This is a genomic window from Kribbella alba (assembly GCF_039529635.1).
GTDB classification, from domain to species: domain Bacteria; phylum Actinomycetota; class Actinomycetes; order Propionibacteriales; family Kribbellaceae; genus Kribbella; species Kribbella alba.
Genome location: NZ_BAAANE010000010.1, coordinates 133,395 through 152,438 on the forward strand (window position 1 = coordinate 133,395; position 19,044 = coordinate 152,438).

Consider the following 19,044-nt stretch of genomic DNA (forward strand, 5'->3'; position numbering starts at 1 on the left):
ACCCTGAAGGTCTAGTCACGTGTATCGCGGAACGGTAGCGTCCAGCGTTGCGCCTGTGTCCCGAGGAGGTAGCTGTGTCCAAATTGGCCGCGGTCAGACCCGCGTACTGGATAGCCGGTGTCCTGCTGGCGGTCTCGGTCGTCGTACCGCTACTAGTCTCCACTTACGCCAAGGACGAACCCCGTCTGTGGGGATTCCCCTTCTTCTACTGGTACCAGCTGTTGTGGGTGTTCATCTCCGCGACCACGGTGAGCATCTCCTATCAGCTGGTGATGCGGGAGGAACGGAAGAGGCGTGCTGCCCGAGGGCTCGACGGTGGCGCCGGCAAGGAGGCTGACAAGTGAACACCTCAGTCGACTGGGTCCAGCTGATCATCGTCATCATCATCTTCACCGCGGTCACCGCGATGGGGTTCATGGCCTCACGCTGGCGGCGCACCGGTGAACTCGACAACCTGGACGAGTGGGGACTCGGTGGCCGCGGCTTCGGCACCTTCGTCACCTGGTTCCTGCTGGGCGGCGACCTGTACACGGCGTACACGTTCGTCGCCGTGCCCGCCGCGATGTACGCGACCGGCGCGATCAGCGGGTTCTTCGCCGTGCCGTACACGATCGTGGTGTATCCGATCATCTTCGTGTTCATGTCGCGCCTGTGGTCGGTGGCGCATCGGAACGGTTACGTGACCCCGGCGGACTTCGTCGGCGGGCGGTACGGCAGCCGTGGGCTGTCGCTCGCGGTGGCCGTCACCGGCATCCTCGCGACGATGCCCTACATCGCCTTGCAGTTGGTCGGCATGCAGGCCGTCTTCGAGACAATGGGCCTGGGCGGTAACAACACGCTGGCCAAGGACCTCCCGCTGCTGATCGCGTTCGCGGTGCTCGCCGCCTACACCTACTCGTCCGGCCTGCGGGCGCCGGCGATGATCGCGTTCGTCAAGGACGGCCTGATCTACCTCGTCATCGGGGTCGCGATCATCTACCTGCCGCACGTGCTCGGCGGCTGGGACACCATCTTCGACGCCGCGAAGACGAAGATGGCGACCCCGAACCCGACCACCGGCAAACCGACCGGCGCCTTCATCCCGGGCGAGGCGGGGTATTCGGCGTACTGGACCCTCGCGCTCGGCTCGGCGATGGCCTTGTTCATGTACCCGCATTCCGTCACCGCCGTCCTCTCGACGAAGAACCGCAATGTGGTCCGGCGTAATGCGGCGATCCTGCCGGCCTATTCGCTGCTGCTGGGGTTGCTCGCCCTGCTCGGCTACATGGCGATCACCGCCAAGGTGAATGTGAAGGGCCTGGACGGGATCGCGAACCCGCAGCTGGCGATTCCCCGGCTGTTCGACCAGGAATTCCCCTCCTGGTTCGCCGGGATCGCCTTCGCGGCCATCGCGGTCGGCGCCCTCGTGCCGGCGGCGATCATGTCGATCGCCGCGGCGAACCTGTTCACCCGCAACATCTACCGCGACTTCCTGAAGAAGGACGCCACCCCGGCCCAGGAGGCCAAGGTGTCCAAGCTCGCGTCGCTGCTGGTGAAGTTCGGCGCGCTGGTCTTCGTGCTGGGGATGGACAAGACGATCTCGCTGAACCTGCAACTGCTCGGCGGCATCTGGATCCTGCAGACGTTCCCCGCGATCGTGGGCGGCCTGTTCACCCGCTGGTTCCACCGGTGGGCGCTGCTGGCCGGCTGGGCCGTGGCGATGGTCTACGGCACCATCTCGGCGTACCGGGTGATCAACCCCGCCACCAAGAAGCACTTCGGCGGCTCGCTGGCGAACTTCCCGTTCACCGACAAGCAGGTGTACATCGCGCTGACGGCGTTCGTCATCAACCTGGTGGTGGTGATCGTGTTGACGGTGATCCTGCGGGCGCTGAAGGTCCCCGATGGGGTGGACTCCACCCACCCGACGGATTACCTGGCCGACGCCGGCGACCCGGGGGTCAAGGATCTCCCCGAGCTCGTGGACGAAGACGGCGCGGCCCCGGCCAAGTCGTAGTACGGGCCCTGCGCCCCCCTGCCCGGCTGAGCCCGGCAGGGGGGCCATAGGCAACTAAACGTGGCCAAACGCTTGCTCATCCGCAAGTTGGGGTGCACAGTTTCCCCCGGGGGAATTCAGCGCCGGCCCCGCCTGGACCGGCGCGTCACCGGTAGGGGGCAGCACCGCCATGCGCAACCTGACCAAGTCCCGGCGCCAGTCGCTGGGCCTCATCGTCGCCGCAGCAGTCGTGCTGGCGACCGGAGCATCCGGAGGTCCGGCGACCGCCGTACCTACCGCGCCCGCCGCGACGGGCCCGACCAGCACCTACATCGTTCAGCTGGCCGACCTGCCGCTGGCCGGCTACACCGGCAACATCGCCGGGCTCAAGGCCACCAAGCCGGCAGCCGGCACGAAGTTCAACGGCCACACCGCGGACGCCAACAAATACCGCAACTACCTCCGCAGCCGCCACGACACCGTCGCGCAGCAGGTCGGCGTGACGAAGGTGTACGACTATTCCAACGGCTTCAACGGCTTCTCGGCGAAGATGACCGTCGGCAAGGCCGCCCAGCTGGCCCGGACCCCGGGCGTCCTCAGCGTGAGCAAGAACGAGACCCGGCAGGCCGACACCGTCAGCACGCCGGCCTTCCTCGGCCTGGACAAGCCAGGCGGCCTCTGGTCGCAGCTCGGTGGCCCGAGCAAGGCCGGCGGCAAGGACATCGTCATCGGTGACATCGACAGCGGCATCTGGCCCGAGAGCGCCTCCTTCCGCCCGCTGGCGAACCCTGGACGGCTGACCGACTTCAGCGGCAGCTGTGCCGCCGCGGAGCAGTGGACCCCGGCGAATTGCAGCAACAAGATCGTCAGCGCCCGCTACTACAACGAGGGCCTCGGCGGAAACGCGGCGATCAAGGCCGCGCCGTACGTGAACGAGGTCGCCTCGGCGCGGGACATCAACGGCCACGGGTCGCACACCGCATCGACAGCGGCCGGCGACTACGACACCGACATGGTCGTCAACGGCAACTCGCTCGGTAAGGGCAGCGGGATGGCCCCGGCCGCCAGGATCGCCGTTTACAAGGCGTTGTGGCACACCGGCGCCAGCGCCTCCGGTAGCACCGCCGACCTGGTCCAGGCGATCGAGGACGCGATCCTGGACGGCGTCGACGTGATCAACTACTCGATCTCCGGAAGCACCAGCAGCGACGTCGACCCGGTCGAGATCGAGTTCATGTACGCCGCCGCCGCGGGCATCTTCGTCTCCGCGTCCGCGGGGAACTCAGGTCCAGCCAGCAGCACCGTCGCGCACAACTCCCCGTGGCTCACCACGGTCGCGGCCGGCACGCACGACCGCGCCTTCCAGGCCAGCGTCACCCTGGGCAACGGCTCCACCTACAGCGGAGCCGGTCTCGGCGCCGCGGTGCCGTCCAGCCCGGTCGTACTGAGCACCAACGCCGCCCTGGCCGGCGCCGATCCGACCTCGGCCCGGTTGTGCCTCTCGAAGGCGTCGGACCCGAACCCTGCTCACGTCGGCTTCCTCGACCCGGCGAAGGTGGCCGGCAAGATCGTCGTCTGCGACCGTGGCTCCAACGCCCGGACGGACAAGAGCGACGCCGTCAAGGAGGCGGGTGGCGTCGGCATGGTCCTGGCCAACACCAGCCCGAACTCGCTCAACGCCGATCTGCACAGCGTGCCGACCGTGCACGTCAACGAGACCGACGGTGCCGCCATCAAGGCCTACGTGAACAGCACGGGCAGTCCGACCGCGTCACTGGCCGCCGGGCACAAGGTGGTCGGCGCGGAAGCACCGACCGTCGCCGCGTTCTCCTCCCGTGGTCCGGCCATCGCCGGACAGGGTGACCTGCTGAAGCCCGACATCATGGCGCCCGGCGTGGACGTACTGGCCGCTGTCTCGCCCGCCTCGTCCAGCCGCAACTTCGACTTCCTCTCCGGGACGTCGATGGCCGCCCCGCACATCACCGGAATCGCCGCGCTGCTGCTGCAACTGCACCCGCGTTGGACCCCGATGATGATCAAGTCCGCCCTGATGACGAGCTCGTCGATCCTGGACAACAAGGGCAACCCGATCACCACCGACGCCGGCCGTCCGGCCGGCGCGTTCGACTACGGTTCGGGCCACGTCACGCCCAACTCCGCGGCCGACCCAGGTCTGGTCTACGACAGCGGGCCGACCGACTGGATCAGGTTCCTCTGCGGGACCGGTGAGCTGCCTGCGACCAACAACTACTGCCGGATCTTCGGCACTCGCGACCCGAGCGACCTGAACACCCCGAACGTCGCGATCGGCGACCTCGCCGGCACCCAGACGGTGACCCGCACCGTCACCAATGTCGGCAGCCGCCGGGCCACCTACGAGGCCACCGTCACCGCGCCCGCCGGGATCACAGCGACCGTTTCGCCGAGCAAGCTGACGATCTCGCCCGGCCGCAGCGCGTCGTACAAGGTGACGTTCACCAGGACGACAGCGCCGTACGGAACCTACGCGGCCGGCAGTCTCAAGTGGACTGACGGCAGGCACTCGGTTCGGAGCCAGCTGGTGGTGCGTCCGGTCGGGGTCAAGGCTCCGGCCGAGATCAGCGGAACCGGAACGTCCGGACAAGCGGCAGTCCCGGTGCAGGCCGGGTTCACCGGCACGCTGACGACTTCGGTGGCCGGGCTTGTCCCGGGTGCCGCGCGGCCCGCGACACTGACGAACCCGGGCGGTTCGGGCGGCTTCCAGACCGGAAACCCGCTCCCGTCAGATCACACCGCCAAGTACACCGTGACCGTTCCTGCCGGGACCACCCTGGCGCGGTTCGCGACCTTCGACGCCGACGTACCGGCGGGAACCGACCTCGACCTGTTCGTCTACCGGGCCGGCACCGCCAACCTCGTCGGCTCGAGCGCTGGTGGGACAGCGCAGGAGCAGGTCGACCTGGCCAACCCCACTGCGGGCGACTACGACGTGTACGTCGATCTGTTCGCCTTGGCCGCCGGCACAACTTCGCAGGCGATCAACGAGTACGACTGGCAGGTGGGCAGCACGCCCGCCGGCAACCTGACCGCGACACCGGCCAGCCGCGCAACGACCGTCGGCGACGCCTTCACGGTGACAGCAGCGTGGTCCGGCCTCACCGCCGGCACTCGCTATCTCGGCAGCCTGTCGTACGGCGACGGCACGTCGACGCTGGGCCGAACGGTGGTGGGCGTCAACCCATAGTGGTCATTCCGACACGCTAGGAAGCGGCGTACTCCGGTTTACCGGACCATGGCGGGCAGAATCGCGAAGGTGTTGCTGGTTCTGCTCGTCATGGTGCTCGCCGCAGGGGCGGCGCTGCTCACTGGCGGCCGCTTCAACCGCCTGGCCGGCAACTCCCTCATCGGTCTGCACTGGCTGACCGCGGCAGCGACCGGGCAGATCCTCGGCTCGGTGACCGGCGGGATCGCCTACCACGTAGGCCTGATCGGGTCAGCCGTCTGCATCGCGGTCTTCCTGCGACTCAATCTGATGCGTCCTGGTGTGGCACTACTCGCTCTGGGCTTCGCGAGCAATGCCCTGGTGGTGGCGCTGAACGGGGCCATGCCGGTGTCGCCGGAAGCGTTGGCCCGGGCAGGTCTCGACCGATTCGTCGAAGACCCGCGCCACGAGCTGTCCGGAGTACAGACCCTGCTCCCGTGGCTCGGGGACGTCGTACCGGTGGCCCTGCCGGGCCTAGGACAGGCCGTGAGCCCTGGCGACGTACTGATCGCTGCCGGCGCCGGACTGCTCCTGTACGCCGGGATGGGCGGCACAGGTCGTGTCCGCGAGGCAGCGGCGCCTTCGTGGGAAGAACTAGAAGCGGAAACCTCGGGCGACCACCCGGCGCAGTGACTCCACCACGACCGGGTCGTACTCCGCACCGATGCCGAGGCCGATGCTCTCCATCGCCTTGTCCGGCGACTGCCCGGTCCCCTCGCCGACGAGCTGCTCATAGGCCAGCGCGACGTTGACGATCCCGCTCTCCAGCGGAATGTCCAGATTGTTGGCCCGGCCATGGCGATAGGCATCGTTGGAGTGCCGGACGATCTCGGCCACATGGTCCAACGCCCCGGACCGCTCGATGATCGAGGCCCCGATCTCGGCCGCCTGCTGCCGCTCCTCGCGACTGCGCAGCAACGACGCCCCACCAGGGCTCGGATCCGCCAGCGCGAGCTGGCCGACCCCCGACAACAACGCGGCATACTCCAGGGCCACCATTCTGGCCGGCGCGAGGCCGAGATCGTTGCCGATAGCCACTGCCAGGCTCGCGGTCCTGGCGTTCTGCCCGGGACTGCTGAAACCTGCGATCTCCGTACTGCGGGCCATCGAGCGCACCGTCGTGCGATAGGTCCGCTGCGCCGACGCGTACCGCCTGAACGCCAACTGCGTCAGCAGCAGCGGAACGATGACCAACGGCGCTGCCCAGAGACCGAGCAGAGCGGTGCTGGAGGCCAGCAGCACACCCCCGATGCCCATGGCCATTCCGATCTGCCCCATCACGACCAACTCGTCCCGAAGGGATGCCGGGAACGGCTTGTTGTAGCGCTCGGTCGCCTGCCCGGCCCCGACCAGGGCATCGACGACACCTGCCGTGAGCACTCCCAACAACATCGCCAGCACAATGGGCAGCGCGTGCCGCCACGAGTTGTTCCAGGTCATCTCCGTCGGAATCAGCGCGGCGAACACAGCCGCGGCGCAGGCGACCGACAGGACCCGTCGGCAGGAGACCACGACATCCCAGCGCAAACCGGCCAGCGCCCGCGGTCCGACGCCGACCATCGTCGCCACCGAGACGACCGCGATGATCTGTGCCACGTCCGGGGCAGGGTGCACCGACGGTCCGCGCAGCATCGCGTAACCGAGCGCTGCACTGGTGGCGATCGGTGCTCTGTTCCGGCTGCGGTCGACCTTGAACTGGACCATCTCGCCGATGGCGATCAGGAGGCCGAAGGTGAGCACGAACGGCCAGCCGGTCACTCCGTGCCGGGCGGTCAGCAGGACCGCTGCCAGCCCCAGACCGACACCGGCCAGCACGATCACCACCCCACTGCCCAGCTTGCGGAGCTCGACGCCCTCCGTCTCCCCCAGTGCCGTCATGCGGGTCCGGCCGCCGAGCCGGTGGCGCCGCCACCGCTGCCGAGGCTCAGGTCGTCGTGGTCGATGCTCACCTGCACGCTGTCGTCCGGAGCGGGCTGCTCAGCCTCGGCGGCCTCCCAGCCGTTCTTGCTGATCACGCTGACGAACGCGTCGACGAGCTCCGGATCGAAATGCGAGTACTTGTCCTGCCTGAGGATGGCCAGGGTCTCGTCGATGCTCCTCGCCGGCCGGTAGGACCGGGTCGAGGTGAGGCAGTCGAAGGCGTCGACGATGCCGATGATGCGCGCGAAGTACGGGATGTTGGTTCCGCTCAGGCCGGCCGGGTAGCCGGTGCCGTCGTACTTCTCGTGGTGGTGCAGGACGGCGGACTTCACTTCCTCCAGGAAGGGGATGTTGCCGATCAGCTCCACGCCCCGGGCCGGGTGCAGCCGGATCGCGTCCATCTCGGACTCGTTCAGCCGGCCGGGCTTGCGGATGATGCTGGTGGGAACGCCGACCTTGCCCACGTCGTGGAGCAGTCCGGCATGCTCCAGCGCGTTCTGCCGGTCCGCGCTCAGGCCGAGCCGTCGGCCGAGCATGCCGACGCCCTCGCTGACCCGTTCGGAATGGCCTCTGGTGTAAAGGTCCTTGGTTTCGATCACGTGGATGAAGGCACGCATCGTGGCCGCCTGCGCTTGCCGCTCCACCTCGTACTGCGAGAGCGCCCACCTGGCCACCAGCAACGGCACCAGGACCAGGAGACCCGCCAGCGGGCCGAGACCGCCGAGCCAGACCACCGCGAGCAGCAGCCCCAGGAATCCGTACCCGGCCATCGGGACGAAGGTGGGCAAGACGATGCGGCCGAGGAACTCGATCGGACTGGCCTTGCCGTCGATCCAGATCACCAGGCTCACCAGGGCCGCGTTCGCGACATGCTGCGCGATGGTGGCGACCATGGTGGCGAAGATCGCCCGCAGTTCGTGATCGAGGGCCTCACGCCCGACCGGGCCGTCGGCCAGCGTGTAAGCCAGGCCGCCCGCGGCGGTCGCGAGGATGCGTTGGGCAACGTTGAAGATGCGGCGAATCGGAGGGTTGCCGCGGCCGACCTGCGGTATGTAGGCGGCAACGGCGATGATGGCCGCCCAGGGACCTGCCACGACGTAGACAGACATCAGGACGACGGAGTCGAGAGAGGCGGGGTAGTTCGGTGCTATGGAAAAGCGCAGGAATCCACTGACCAGCATGAGCAGACACAGGGCCAGCAGCGTCCAACTGAAGGAAACGTGGTTGAAGGCCAGTGCAAGGATCGATAGGGCGAGTACGGTCGCCGATGCGACGAATACGCGGAGGACGCGCCGTCTCATGCCTCGACCACCTGTTCCGTCCTCGACAGTCGGTTCACCACTCCCAGAAGTTTGCCATGAATACCACACCTCCGATCAGCAGTCGCGGTCTTGTGCCCGCGGGGGTACGGGTACAGGGGGGCAGACAGCACAACGCTGACTAGACATAATTTTGCTCATCAGGACTGCGCCGAAACACTGTAAGCCAGACCGTGACTCGCCGCACCGTGGCGAACACACCGATATGGTATGAGAGACTGTGACTCTTTGCAGTTGTTACAAGGAGGCTTTCAAATGGGCAAGACCGGCCGCAAGCGTCGCGCACGCAAGAAGAAGGGCGCGAACCACGGCAAGCGCCCCAACGCCTGAGTCAGGCGGCTACGCACAGCAAGGACCCCGGCCAAAACCGGGGTCTTTGCAGTTTGGTCACATGTCACAACAAGACCACCAATCACACTGGTAGGCAGCACAGAGTGTTTCATTGTGGATACTCAGCGCTATTTCCGACTGCGACAACTGCATCGATTCATTCAAGGCCTATCGTCTCCCGCCGAGTCGTGACCTGTCGACTACTCATCGAAATCTCCTGAGCACCGAACTGTGGATAGGGAGGGCGTGGTTCGGACCCGTGCTCTTACAGTTGGCGGGCGGACCTTGCCTGAACCGGTGGCGTCCGCGGTCGTTCCTGGGTGAACCGGTCGGGAGGTGGGTGTGTCGGCGTCCTTCGGCGAACTGCTGCGTCGCCACCGCCTCGAGGCCGGCCTGACGCAAGCCGGTCTGGCCGAGCTCGCGGAGCTCAGTGAGCAAGCCGTCAGCCTGCTGGAACGCGGCAGCAGGCGCCGGCCTCGCCTGGAGACCGTGCGCTCTCTGAGTTCGGCCCTCGGCCTCGATGCCGCCGCCGAAGAGGAATTGCAGGACGCTGCACGCACCCGCAACGCCGCGACCGTCACCGCGGCGGACCAGACCGCACCGTCGATCGTGCCGTGGCAACTGCCGCCAACGGTTGCGGACTTCACCGCACGTGAGAACGAACTGAAGAGCTTGCTGGCCCGGCTTGCCCAGGTCCAGCACACGAGTGTCCGAGTCGTCATCACCGGGATGGGCGGCATCGGCAAGACCGCACTCGCCGTGCATGCCGGTCACCTGTCCGCCGGCTCGTTCCCCGACGGACAGCTGTACGTGAAGCTCCGGGGGTATGACCCCGGAGCCGCCCTGACGAGCGCCGATGCACTCGGCCAGCTGCTCCGGTCGCTCGGGGTCAGGCACGAGGCCATTCCCACCGGAGTCGACGAGATGGCCAGCCTCTACCGCTCCCGGATGGCAGGCCGCCGGATGCTGATCCTGCTCGACGACGCGAACTCCGTCGATCAGGTGATGGCGCTCCTGCCCGGCGACAACGGCTCCGCGACGATCATCACCAGCAGGCGGTTCCTCGCCTCCCTGCCGGGCAGCCTGACCATCCGCTTGTCGGCGCTCGCGGAGGACGACTCAGTCCGTCTGCTTTCCAGCGTCGCCGGGGAGTCGAGGGTTCGGGTCGAGAAGTCGGCGGCGCGCGAGATCTCCGCTCTGACCGGAGGCCTGCCGCTGGCCCTGCGACTCGTCGGTGCCCGCCTGGCCGCGCGGCCCAACTGGCTTCTCCAGCACATCATCGACCAGCTCCAGGACGAGCATCGCCGCTTGGACGAACTCGGCCTGGACCACTCCGGCGTACGCGCCAGCTTCGCCGGATCGCTGGACGAACTGATCGCGAGCCCGAAGTCCATCGACCGCGACGCCGCGGCCACCTTCGATCTGCTCAGCCTCGCCGAAGGCCCCGAACTCTCGGTTCCGCTGATCGCCAGGCTGCTGGACAAGGACGAATCGACGACCGAGTACCTGCTCGAGCGACTCGTCGATCTGCAGCTGCTCGACTCCATCGGCCCGCGCCGGTACCGCATGCACGACCTCCTCCGGACCTACGCCGGCGAACGCCTGTCGGCCGACTCCCGTACTGCGGAACGGGCGGCCGCCATCGAACGCGGCCTGGGCTTCTATCTCGCCGGCGCCTGGAAGGTGCACCGCATCACCCATCCTTGGAGCCCCCGGCAACCAACCGAGGAGCTCGACCCGACCGGCGTACCGGACTTCGCCGACATGCCCACTGGCCAGGCATGGATCGACACCGAGTACGACTCGATCATCGACCTGTACCGCACGGCGGCAACCGTGCCGGCGCTGGCCGAACGCTTCGGACCTTCGCTGGCCCTCGGCTTGTTCGGCTACCTGGAATCCCGCGCTCTGTGGGAACGGATGCGTTCGGTCTACGACCTCGCGATCGGATCGATCGGCGCCACGACCGACCCGTCGACAGCCGCCTGGGTGCACCACGATCGCGCGATCCCCGACATCGAGCAGGGCCATCTCGAGTCAGGCCGCGGCCGCCTGCTGCAGAGCCTCGAACTCTTCGACGAGGCGCAAGACCTCGCCGGGATGGCCCGCAGTTGCTCGAGTCTTTGTCACGTCTGCGAACGTCTCGGCTGGATCGGCGAGGCGATCGAATGGGGCGAACGTGGTCTGTCGCTCGCTCTCAAGGTTGGTGACCAGGCCGTTCTCGGCACCAGCCACCTGGCGCTCGGGATCCTCTACAACCGGGTCGGCCGCTACCCCGACGCCGAGGCGGCCTTCCAGACCACCCTCGAGTTGGCCCGTTCCACCGGCAATACCCGCTTCCGCGCTCGCCGGCATCGCGTCATAGCCGGCAGCTACTTCGACCGCGGCCTCTACGACGTGGGTATCGAGCATCTCAACTCGTCGCTGGCGCTCTATCAAGACCACTACGACCCGGTCGGCATCTCAGAGGCGCTTCACCACCTCAGCAGCGCGCGACTCGCGCTGGGCCAACTGGACAGCGCCCAACAGTCAGCCGGCGAGGCACTTCGCCTGGCGGTCGAATACAACGACACCCACCGCGAGGCCGCGGTCCTCGCCACTCTGGCCGAGATCAGAGAGGCCCAAGGCGACCGCACCTCAGCACAAGATCTCCGCCGCCAGGCCATCACCATCTACGAAGCCGACGGCATGACCCCCGCCGCCACCGCCCTCCGCAAACTGCTGAACCCCCACACCAGCTAGTACGACAGCCGTAGTTCGTGATGATGCCTTTCGGCAGGGGGCCGCGGAGGGCTGGGTGGGTGCGGCCCTGACCAAGAGTGGGGACCTGGGACAGGTAGTCGGGACCTTGAACACGTTATTTCGTGTCCGCGGTCCCTGTTTGGTGTTCAAGGTCGCCGCTTCGTGCCCTGAATGCATAAGCCATAGTCAACGCCGGCACGTTCCGCTCCGTTGCGGGCAAATCCCCACCCTGTGCACAGCCCAGCCATTTCCCGGCCGCGCATTGCCTACGCCGCGCACAACGACGCCCTCGGGGCCGTCCCATTACCGCTTCCGCCCCTTGGTTGGAGCGTTGCCCGGGCCCAGACGCAACTCACCCCCGGCTCACAGGTGAGAACCGGGGGTGGGAAGGAAGTCAGTCCTGGGTGTGCATCTCCAGGCGGACCTGGGTGATTCGCAGGAGGATCTTCTCGCGGAGGGAGTCCGGGGCGTGTTCGCCGCCGCAGGAGCGGTGGACGAGCTTTTTGACGCAGCGCTCCAGGTCGTACTGGTCGAGGCAGGGCGCGCACTCTTCCAGGTGCTGGCGGATCTCGTCGTTGCTCGCGTCTTCGAGCTCGTTGTCGATGAAGACGTAAACACGCTGCAGAATCTCACTGCAGTCCACGTCGTGGTGCTCGCCGCAGCTCACGACTGTTCCTCCTCAGCGGACGTCGTTGTCTCGTCTGACCCGGGGATCAGGCCCCGGTCCTTGGCGTAGTCGGACAGCAGCTCACGCAACTGGCGGCGACCACGGTGCAACCGCGACATCACGGTACCAACAGGCGTACCCATGATGTCGGCGATCTCCTTGTAGGCAAAGCCCTCGACATCGGCGAGGTACACGGCCAGCCGGAAGTCTTCCGGGATGGACTGCAGCGCCGACTTGATGTCCGAGTCGGGCAGGTGCTCCAGTGCCACCGCCTCGGCCGACTTCAGGCCACCGGGAGTGTGCGACTCGGCCGCGGTGAGCTGCCAGTCCTCGATCTCCTCGGTCGGCGACTGCGTCGGCTGACGCTGCCGCTTCCGGTATCCGTTGATGAAGGTGTTGGTCAGGATCCGGTACAGCCACGCCTTCAGGTTGGTGCCGGGCGTGAACTGGTGGAAGGAGCTGTACGCCTTCGCGAAGGTGTCCTGGACGAGGTCCTCCGCGTCGGACGGGTTGCGGGTCATCCGCATCGCCGCGGCGTACATCTGGTCAAGGAAGGGCAACGCCTCGCGCTCGAAGCGCTCGGTCCGCTGCTCGGGTGTCTCGGTGGTCGTCGGAGTCGGCATCGTGATCGAGAATACCGGTGTCTTCCCAGTCTTCTGCGCCGGAGCCAGGCTCGTTGCCGTCATGACCCCTACAACACCGGTCGGTCAGGCCCCATTCCCGCTCGCGAGCTGGATTTCAGCCGGACACTTCGCGGGTCACCCATTCGAACACAGCTTCGACCAGCAGGTCGTAGACCTCCTGCTGGGTCAGCTCCGCCCGCTTCGGCACCTTGAACGAATGGTCGGCGTCCGGGACGACAGCCATCTCGGTCAGCGGCGGGAACTCCTCGGGCGTCCCGAACGGATCCCTCTCCCCCTGCACGACGAGGGTGGGCAACCCGACCCCGAGGAGCTCGTCGGCCCGGGACTTCTCGGGCTTGCCCGGCGGATGCAACGGGAAGGACAGCGCCAGTACGCCGGAGCCTCCCAGGCCGGAGGCGGTCCGGCAGGCGACGCGAGCACCGGCGCTGCGACCGCCGAGGACCAGCGGGGTCCGGATCCGGAGCTGGCCGATGATCGCGATCCAGGCCTCGTCGAGGATCTTCGGCGCCGGCGCGACCTTCTTCCCCGCGCGGCGCCAGGGCTGCTCGATCAGGAACACGTTCACGTCCTGCTTGGGGAGTCGCGCGGCCAGCGCGGTCAGGTCGCCGGCCTCGATCCCGGCACCGGCACCGTGACCGAGCGCGAGGGTCGCCACCGGTCGCCGGGCCCGGTGCGCCACGATCCGGGCCTCACCGTGCGGCGTCGCCACAATCCGTTCGTCGGTCACCCGCACATCCTGTCATCACCCGGACCTTGAACTCCCGAGCACGGATGTGTGTCTGGAACCCGTACTGCGGGTCGCGGCAGGGCGGACTCAGAAGAGGGTGGTCTCCTCCGGCTCCTGAGGCTTGTCGACCGGATCCACGCCGTCCGGAGGCAGCGGGTCGACCAGGTGCGGCCCGTTGTTCTTCACCGAACTGACTGCCTTGGAGACGGCATAGGCCTCCAGCCGACCGGGCGCGGCGGGAACCAGGAGCTCCAGCAGCTCGTCCGGATCCGACTTCAGCGGATCGAGCCAGGCGTCGTATCTGTCGGGCTCGACGAGCAGGGGCATGCGGTCGTGGATCCGGCCGAGGTCGTCGGTGGCCGTGGTGGTCAGGACCGTGCAGGTCCACAGCCAGGCCTCGTCCTTCTCGGGGTCCTCGACAGCTTTGTTGCGCCAGATCTCGTAGAGCCCGGCCATCGCCAGCACTCCCCCGTCGGCCGGACGGATGAAGTACGGCTGCTTCACCGGCTTGCCGTTCAGCTTCTGCTCGGTCTCGTACCACTCGTAATAGCCGTCGGCCGGCAGAAGGCAACGGCGTACGGCGAAGGCCTTCTTGAAGGCGGGTTTCTCCGCCACCGTCTCCATCCGGGCGTTGATCAGCCGGCTGCCGATCGAGGTGTCCTTCGCCCAGGACGGCACGAGCCCCCACTTGACCGTGGTCAGCTTGCGGACCACCTCGTCGGGATGCTCGCGGTTGCGCCGCTCGACCACGGCGATCACCGGGTCGGTCGGGGCCACGTTGTAGTTGTCCGGCAGCTCCTGCACGGACTCCCTGACGTTGCCCGCCTCGATCTCGAACTCGACCACCAGATCGGCCGGGTCCCGGCTGGACGCATATCTCCCACACATGACAATCAGCCTAGCCAGCCGCGCCGACAGACTCGGGCGCCCGTACTACGCGCTGCCCCGTGAGGCCGGCGGCCGTAGTACGCGCTGCCCCGTAAGGCCGGCGGCCCGTAGTACAGGTCATCGGGACAGGCGGCGGCGGATCGCCTACCCCGTGATACGCGATCCGCCGGTTTGATGCGCCCGGTCGCCCCCCTGTGGCGACCGGACGCAAGTCCTATGAAGGCCGCGCCAAGTCGTCGAGCAGTCGTTCGGCCCACTGTTCGGCGGCCGGCAGGCCCTCGATCCAGATCCGGGCCAGCTGCGGTTCGGCGGTGTCCAGTCGCCACTGGGTGATCAGGGCTCGTACCGTCTCGACCTGGTCCGGCAGGTCCGGCTCGCGGCCGACGAGCGCCGCCGCGCGGTGTGTGCCGATGCGGCCGAGTACGTCACCGCCGGCGAACACGATGCGCAGGCACTCCGCGACGTCGATGAGCCGGAGCTCGCGGTCCATCGGCGTGGTCCCGGGCGGGTTGAGCGGCTCGACCACCACCAGTGCGTGGGTCGCTGGTACGGAAGTTCCATGGAGCTCTGCCTCTCGATAGATCTCGCCGAGCCGGGACCGCAGGTGCGCCAGGCTGGACAGCCCGGTCAACGGGTCCTCGCAGGACAGCGAGTGCAGATAGATGAGTGACGCCTCGGCCCAGCTGGAACTGAGTGCGCGTACCGCGTCGAAGGCCGGCTCGCCCCCGGCGATCGAGCGGTACAACGCACTCAGCCCATCAAGTGCCTGCAGCAACGAGACTCCGTCGTCCGCCAAGCGGCGGCCGACCTCGTCACTGGCAGGCACAACGTCGGTACCGTCCTGCAGCGCCTCAGCGATCGCCAGATAGGCGCTGCGGTCGATACCAGCTGTGCCGTGCGGCTCCCTCCTTCCGCACGGTTGCTCAGCAGACGACGCCTCCGGCCGGCCCCGGGCGAGCGACCCCGCCAGGTTCAGGAACGACGGGCGCAGCTCGAACCGCCTGCGGAAATCCGCGAACAGCGACATGGCCCTCCTTCGTCCCTTCGTCTCCCGACCGGGCGGCCGGAGGCATCGTTCTGGGAGTGAGACAGAGCTGTGACAGGTTCATGACGCGGATTCCGAGAACTTTTTTCGCGTAACCTCCGGATGGCCACTGTCGTCATGAAGGGTGCGCGGACGCGTCCCTCGTGGGAACCTTGATCCCGGCAACCATCTGACAAACCGTGACGACGTTGTGACTAGCCCAGGGGGACCCTCGATGGAGACGCCGGAAGGACCGAGCGACGCGGAGCTGATCGCGCGCGTCCGCAATGGCGATCTCGAGGCGTACGGCGAGCTCTTCGGCCGGCACCACCACGCCGCCGAGCGGATGGCCCGTCAGCTCGTCCCGGCCAACGACGCGGACGATCTGGCCAGTGACGCGTTCGCCAAGGTGCTCGACGCGCTGCGCGGCGGCGGTGGCCCGGACATCTCCTTCCGGGCCTATCTGCTGACCACGGTCCGCCGGGTCCACGTGGACCGGATCCGCTCGGGCCGGAAGGTCCAGGCGACCGACGACATCGCGTCGTACGAGCGGGAGCCGGAAACCTTCGACGACCCGACCGTCACCGGGTTCGAGAGCGGCGCGGCGGCCAAGGCCTTCGCTTCGCTGCCGGAGCGCTGGCAGGCCGTGCTGTGGCACACCGAGGTGGAGGGTGAGAAGCCCGCCGCCATCGCTCCCCTGCTCGGCATGACCGCCAACGGCGTCTCCGCCCTCGCCTACCGGGCTCGCGAGGGCTTGCGGCAGGCATACCTGCAGCAGCACCTGGCTGATGCGGCCGGAGACCGCTGTCGCTGGACCACAGAGCGCTTGGGCGCCTATGTACGCGGCGGCCTGACCAAGCGCGAGAACCACAACCTCCGCGGTCACCTGGACGAATGTGCGAAGTGCACCGCGGTTTACCTCGAACTGGTCGAGGTCAACAGCGCACTGCCTGCACTGCTCGCTCCGGCCCTGCTGGGCACCGCCGGACTCGGCTACCTGGCTGCGGCCTCGGGCGCCAAGATCGGCTTCGTCGGCTTCCTGGCCACCGGCTGGCGGAAGGCAACCGAGAACAGCACCCGTACTGCGGTCGGCGCCGGCGCCGTCGTGGTGGCCGTCGCTGCCGTGCTCGCCGCCCTGGCGCTCACCGGCAACGAGACTCCGCCCGCAGCCATCAAGCCGCCGGCGACCCAACAGCCGACGCAACCGCCGGTCAACCCGCCAACGGTGAACCCGCCAACGGTCAAGCCGCCGACGGTCAAGCCACCGACGGTGAAGCCGCCGACCACCCAGCCGACGCAGCCTCAGCCGACCACAGCGCCAACGACGGCACCTACTCAGCCGACCACGCCTGCACCGCCGGTGCCGACCACGCCGATCCTGGACGAGGGTCTGCTGACCATCAGCGCACCTCAGGGTGGCGGCGGTGTCCCGAGCGGCTTCGCCCCAGCTGCTGCACCACAGGCGCAGGCGGCCAGCGAGCAATGGCTGATCACCCTCAAGGTCCCAGCGAACAACACCAAGCCGGTGACAGTCGGCCTGAAGTACGGCGCCGCCGTGCACTGGCCCGTCGATGGCAACTCGAGCGGCTGGACATGCACTCGTGCTGCGGATGGCAATGGCGGCACGTGCACCGCGACGAACCCCCGCGCGCCGGAGATGCTGCCGGTGACGTTCACGAGCGCCACCGGCGGTTCCACAGCGGATCGCACGTTCACGGTCTCCGCCAAGGCCGGCCGGTTCTTCGACGACGACTCGGCGACCCTGACCGCGATGCCGTCGACGGACGAGAACCTGCTGAAGATCAGCTCCCGCAAGCCCGATCCCGACATCCACTTCCGCACCCTGATCGTTGCCCCCGGCACCGGCCGGGACAAGGTCACCCTGAGGATCACGTACGGCGCATCGCTGACCTGGCCGATCTCCTCGAACCCGGCCGGATGGAAATGCAGCCCGGCGGCGAAGACCTGTACTGCGAACAACCCGGCACAGCCGGCTCCACTGAACGCCGACTTCGTAGTACCGCAAGGTGGTTCGGCAGCGGCGCGGACGTACTCCGTGGCCGCGACAGCGGGTCTGGTGAGCGACACGGATTCGGAGACGTTACCGGGGATCCAGCTGGACGAGTCGCTGCTCCAGATCATCACGCCCGACCCGAAGCACGACCCGAACCCGTTCGTCTACAACCGGTTCCTCCAGATCAACGGCGCGACCGGCCGGGTCACGCTGGAGATCTCGTGGGGCCCTCACCTCCTCTTCGTGAACGCGCTGGACAAGGGCTGGACCTGCTCGCGGTCGACCGACATCCGCCGCGCGACCTGTACGACCGTCAACTACACCAAGCCGCTGAACACCGAGTGGGCTGCCCTGCCTGGCTCGGGCACCGCGAACCAGCTCACGGTCAAAGCCTCGGTCGGCGGGCGCTACGACACGGACTACGTCCAGATCCCGCCCTCCAGCACCCGCCGCTGATCCCCCGGTCTCCCGATTGATCCAAACGGGATGAGCTAGGACCCCTGTCCCCAACAAGTCCCGCACCCTCCCCCACTCCCCGCCCCGACCCGCCGCCCCATGCCCCACCCCCCGCCCCGACCCGACCCGCCGACCCACGTTCCCGCTCCCGCTCCCCTCCCCGACCGGCCGGCCCACGTCCCCACTCCCGCTCCCCTCCCCGACCGGCCGACCTACGTCACCGCTCCCCGCTCCCCGGCCCGACCCCGCCAACCCGGGCCCGACATACCGGCTCGACCCGCCGGCCACGCCCCGACTCCCCGGATCGGCCCGCCGGCCAGGCCCCCACTTACCGGCCCGACCCGCCGCCGTTGGGCCACTACCCGGCTCGACGCGCTGGCGGGAATCGGGGCAGTGGGCGGGTCGACCCGGTAAGTGCACAGGTGGCGGCGGGTCGATCCGGGAAGTGGGCACCAGCCGGGCGAGTCGACCCGGGAACTTGGCAGGAGGTGGCCACGTCCCCACTTACCGGCCCGACCCGCCGGCCACGCCCCGACTCCCCGGCCCGACCCGCCGGCCAGGCCCCCACTTACCGGCCCGACCCGCCGCCGCTGGGCCACTACCCGGCTCGACGCGCTGGCGGGAATCGGGGCAGTGGGCGGGTCGACCCGGTAAGTGCACAGGTGGCGGCGGGTCGATCCGGAAAGTGGGCACCAGCCGGGCGAGCCGATCCGGGAAGTCGGGACGTGGCCGGCGAGTCGATCCGGGGAGTCGCCAAGGTCTCCGGTATCTGATGCCCGCGGAACCGAGCCCGCGGAACCGGGCCCGAGGAGCCGAGCCAGCGGAACCGGGCCAGCGGAACCGGGGGCCCACGGAGCCGGGCCAGCGGACGGCCGCAGTTCGGGGTGAGGGCAAGGGGAGCGCGATCCTCGCGGTACGGGGGTGAAAGGGTTTTGCGTGGTGTGGTGGGCGCCTCTACCCTTATGGGGTTCGTGGTGACGGAACCGAGTAGCGCCGTTCACCTGTGCACGAGAGAGTCGCCGGTAGCTGGGAAGGCGACGCACGGGCCGGTCGTGAAGACACTCCTGAGCGAATGACCTGCAAGAGGCCGGGCCGCA

14 protein-coding genes are annotated in these 19,044 nt (G+C 68.1%); 7 read left to right on the forward strand and 7 right to left on the reverse strand.

Annotated features, from left to right (window positions below; all coding sequences use genetic code 11):
- Positions 1 to 74: 74 nt before the first annotated feature.
- From ABD210_RS27790 to ABD210_RS27805, 4 genes are all read left to right on the forward strand, one after another.
- Positions 75 to 344 (forward strand): DUF3311 domain-containing protein, encoded by a 270-nt coding sequence (locus ABD210_RS27790; RefSeq protein ID WP_344115331.1) that lies wholly within the window; start codon positions 75 to 77, stop codon positions 342 to 344.
- Positions 341 to 1,996, forward strand: a complete 1,656-nt coding sequence (gene mctP / locus ABD210_RS27795; protein WP_425552752.1) for a monocarboxylate uptake permease MctP — start codon at positions 341 to 343, stop codon at positions 1,994 to 1,996. The genes ABD210_RS27790 and mctP overlap by 4 nt, the downstream gene beginning before the upstream one ends.
- 169 nt (positions 1,997 to 2,165) lie before the next feature.
- On the forward strand, positions 2,166 to 5,198 hold the full coding sequence (locus ABD210_RS27800) for a S8 family serine peptidase (protein ID WP_344115333.1): 3,033 nt from the start codon (positions 2,166 to 2,168) through the stop codon (positions 5,196 to 5,198).
- A 69-nt stretch (positions 5,199 to 5,267) separates the two neighbouring features.
- Positions 5,268 to 5,849 (forward strand): DUF5317 domain-containing protein, encoded by a 582-nt coding sequence (locus ABD210_RS27805; RefSeq protein ID WP_344115334.1) that lies wholly within the window; start codon positions 5,268 to 5,270, stop codon positions 5,847 to 5,849.
- Here ABD210_RS27805 and ABD210_RS27810 read toward each other — a convergent pair.
- Together ABD210_RS27810 and ABD210_RS27815 are read right to left on the reverse strand one after the other, a co-directional pair.
- Positions 5,811 to 7,094: an HD-GYP domain-containing protein gene (locus ABD210_RS27810; protein WP_344115335.1), complete on the reverse strand. Its 1,284-nt coding sequence runs from the start codon at positions 7,092 to 7,094 to the stop codon at positions 5,811 to 5,813. The genes ABD210_RS27805 and ABD210_RS27810 overlap by 39 nt on opposite strands.
- Positions 7,091 to 8,437: an HD-GYP domain-containing protein gene (locus ABD210_RS27815; protein WP_344115336.1), complete on the reverse strand. Its 1,347-nt coding sequence runs from the start codon at positions 8,435 to 8,437 to the stop codon at positions 7,091 to 7,093. The genes ABD210_RS27810 and ABD210_RS27815 overlap by 4 nt, the downstream gene beginning before the upstream one ends.
- A gap of 273 nt (positions 8,438 to 8,710) precedes the next feature.
- Here ABD210_RS27815 and ABD210_RS32555 point away from each other — a divergent pair, with 273 nt between their 5' ends.
- Entirely contained in the window at positions 8,711 to 8,785 is a 75-nt protein-coding gene (locus tag ABD210_RS32555; RefSeq protein ID WP_369759046.1) for a 50S ribosomal protein bL37, read from the forward strand.
- A 342-nt stretch (positions 8,786 to 9,127) separates the two neighbouring features.
- The gene (locus tag ABD210_RS27820; protein ID WP_344115338.1) at positions 9,128 to 11,527 is read left to right on the forward strand and encodes an ATP-binding protein; all 2,400 of its coding nucleotides are present in this window, start codon (positions 9,128 to 9,130) and stop codon (positions 11,525 to 11,527) included.
- 394 nt (positions 11,528 to 11,921) lie between these two features.
- On the opposite strand, the gene rsrA is transcribed toward ABD210_RS27820, so the two are convergent.
- From rsrA to ABD210_RS27845, 5 genes are all read right to left on the reverse strand, one after another.
- Complete coding sequence (gene rsrA, locus ABD210_RS27825) at positions 11,922 to 12,194, reverse strand: mycothiol system anti-sigma-R factor (RefSeq protein ID WP_344115340.1); 273 nt, start codon at positions 12,192 to 12,194, stop codon at positions 11,922 to 11,924.
- Positions 12,191 to 12,817, reverse strand: coding sequence for a sigma-70 family RNA polymerase sigma factor (locus tag ABD210_RS27830; RefSeq protein ID WP_344115342.1), 627 nt, complete (start codon positions 12,815 to 12,817; stop codon positions 12,191 to 12,193). The genes rsrA and ABD210_RS27830 overlap by 4 nt, the downstream gene beginning before the upstream one ends.
- Positions 12,818 to 12,932: 115 nt before the next feature.
- Positions 12,933 to 13,565: an alpha/beta hydrolase family protein gene (locus ABD210_RS27835; protein ID WP_344115344.1), complete on the reverse strand. Its 633-nt coding sequence runs from the start codon at positions 13,563 to 13,565 to the stop codon at positions 12,933 to 12,935.
- Between the two features lie 87 nt (positions 13,566 to 13,652).
- Entirely contained in the window at positions 13,653 to 14,453 is an 801-nt protein-coding gene (locus tag ABD210_RS27840; RefSeq protein ID WP_344115345.1) for an SOS response-associated peptidase, read from the reverse strand.
- Positions 14,454 to 14,667: 214 nt separating this feature from the next.
- Positions 14,668 to 15,480 (reverse strand): hypothetical protein, encoded by an 813-nt coding sequence (locus tag ABD210_RS27845; RefSeq protein WP_344115347.1) that lies wholly within the window; start codon positions 15,478 to 15,480, stop codon positions 14,668 to 14,670.
- Between the two features lie 232 nt (positions 15,481 to 15,712).
- Here ABD210_RS27845 and ABD210_RS27850 point away from each other — a divergent pair, with 232 nt between their 5' ends.
- Positions 15,713 to 17,947 carry a sigma-70 family RNA polymerase sigma factor gene (locus ABD210_RS27850; protein WP_344115349.1) on the forward strand — a complete coding sequence of 745 codons (2,235 nt, stop codon included), beginning with the start codon at positions 15,713 to 15,715 and terminating at the stop codon, positions 17,945 to 17,947.
- The last annotated feature ends 1,097 nt before the right edge of the window (positions 17,948 to 19,044 follow it).